Source organism: Streptomyces sp. MB09-01 (assembly GCF_033794505.1).
Classification (GTDB): Bacteria; Actinomycetota; Actinomycetes; order Streptomycetales; family Streptomycetaceae; genus Streptomyces.
Genome location: NZ_JARAYQ010000515.1, coordinates 1 through 2,081, shown reverse-complemented (window position 1 = coordinate 2,081; position 2,081 = coordinate 1). Strand labels below are relative to the sequence as shown.

Annotated in this window: 2 protein-coding genes; both read left to right on the top strand. The window is 72.6% G+C overall.

Going from position 1 to position 2,081, the window contains the following annotated elements; translation table 11 throughout:
* The first annotated feature begins 41 nt into the window (after window positions 1-41).
* Window positions 42-1,499 (top strand): serine hydrolase, encoded by a 1,458-nt coding sequence (locus tag PV721_RS43075; protein WP_319734286.1) that lies wholly within the window; start codon window positions 42-44, stop codon window positions 1,497-1,499.
* A gap of 18 nt (window positions 1,500-1,517) precedes the next feature.
* Window positions 1,518-2,081 (top strand): pseudouridine synthase (locus PV721_RS43070; RefSeq protein ID WP_319734285.1); only part of this gene is annotated, 564 nt, incomplete at its 3' end.

Here is a 2,081-nt window from a genome sequence, read left to right as displayed (position 1 = left end):
CACCCCCAGAATTCACCCTCTTATGTCTGCGGCCGAGGTAGATGGTTATAAAAGACAACCCCGCGGTAGGGGCCGCGGTGGTGCACAAGGCCGTCGCCCGCCTCGACCGCACCGTCGCGGACATGATGCGCCGCACCGGCGTCCCCGGCGTGTCCGTGGCCGTCGTCCACGACGACGAGGTCGTCCACATCAAGGGCTACGGGCTGCGCAGAACCGGCGAGAACGCCGGGGTCGGCCCCGACACCGTCTTCCAGATCGCGTCCCTCTCCAAGCCCGTCTCCTCCACGGTCGTGGCCGGCGCTCTCACCGGCCCCGACGAGTGGGACGGCCGCACCGTCCTGCCCGGGTTCTCCCTCAAGGACCCCTGGGTCACCGAGCACGTCACCACCGCCGACCTGTTCTCGCACCGCAGCGGCCTGCCCGACCACGCCGGCGACCTCCTCGAAGACCTCGGCTACGACCAGGCGTACATCCTCGACCACCTGCGGCTCGAACCCCTCTCCCCCTTCCGCGCGAGCTACGCCTACACCAACTTCGGGTTCACCGCGGCCGCCGAGGCCGTGGCCCGCGCCAAGGGGAGCAGCTGGCAGAAGCTCAGTGCGGACACCCTCTTCAAGCCCGCCGGCATGACCCGTACGAGCACCGAGTTCTCCGCCTTCATCAACTCCCCCGACCGCGCGTCCACCCACGTCAAGAACCCGGACGGCACCTGGAGCCCGCGCTTCGTCCGCGACCCGGACGCCCAGGCCCCGGCCGGCGGTGTCAGCTCCACCGCCACGGACATGGCCCGCTGGCTGCGGCTGCAACTGTCCGGCGGCACCCTCGACGGGAAGCGGATCGTCCCCGCCGACACCCTCGCCCGCACCCACGTGCCCGAGATCGTGTCGCAGCCGGCCAACGCGGTCGGCACGACCAGCTTCTACGGGCTCGGCTGGAACGTCAGCTACGACGGCGCCGGCCGCCTGCGCCTGAGCCACTCCGGCGCCTTCGATCTCGGTGCCAACACCAACGTCACCATGCTCCCCCTGGAGAGGCTCGGCATCGTCGTCCTGACCAACGGCGCCCCGGTCGGCCTCCCCGACGCCGTGGCCCTGGACTTCTTCGACTTCGCCGAGCACGGCAAGGTCAGCACCGACTGGCTCGCCCTGGCCGCCTCCGCCTACGCCCAGGCGCTCGAGGACCCGGGCCGCTCCTCCACCGACTACGCCCACCCGCCCGCCGGCGCGAAGCCCGCCCGGGACAGCGCCGCGTACACCGGCACCTACGACAACCCCTACTACGGCAAGGCGACCGTGACGGCGGCCGACGACGGCGCGCTCACCCTGTCCCTCGGCCCGAAGCCGCTGCGCTTCCCGCTCACCCACTACGACGGGGACACCTTCAGCTTCGAGACCGCGGGCGAGAACGCGGTCGGCCGCACCGGGGTCACCTTCGCCGACGGCACCCTCCGCGTCGAATACCTCGACGTCAACCGCCTGGGCACCTTCACCCAGCAGTAGCCGCATAGCCTGTCCCCGATGAGACGCAGAGCCCAGGCACCCCCCTCGCCCCTCCCCCAGCGGGCCGGCATCGACCCGGTCCGGCTGCGGCTGCCGCCCGACCCGGACGGGCTCTGGCCGGACCTCGGCGGCTACCTCACCGCCCGCTACGCCGGCACCCGCGGCGCCGACTCCATCGCGCGCCTGCTGGCCGCCGGCCGGGTGCTCGGCCCCGGCGGGCGCATCCTGCACGCGAGGGACCCTTACGAGCCGGGCGGCTACCTGTGGTTCCACCGGGACATGGAGCCCGAGCCGCGGGTGCCCTTCGCGGTCCGCGTCGTCCACCGGGACCCGCACCTGCTGGTCGTGGACAAGCCGCACTTCCTGGCGACCACCCCGCGCGGCAGCCACATCACCGAGACCGCCCTGGCCCGGCTCCGCGAGGAGCTGGACCTGCCCGCGCTCAGCCCGGCGCACCGGCTGGACCGGCTGACGGCGGGGCTGGTGATGTTCAGCATCCGGCCCGAGGACCGCGGCGCGTACCAGCTGCTCTTCCAGCGGCGCGAGGTCCACAAGGAGTACGAGGCCCTCGCACCCCACGAC

What these genes read in the sequence shown, in the direction of transcription:
- PV721_RS43075 (WP_319734286.1), top strand. Translation starts at nt 42, where the DNA reads ATGGTTATAAAAGACAACCCCGCGGTAGGGGCCGCGGTGGTGCACAAG.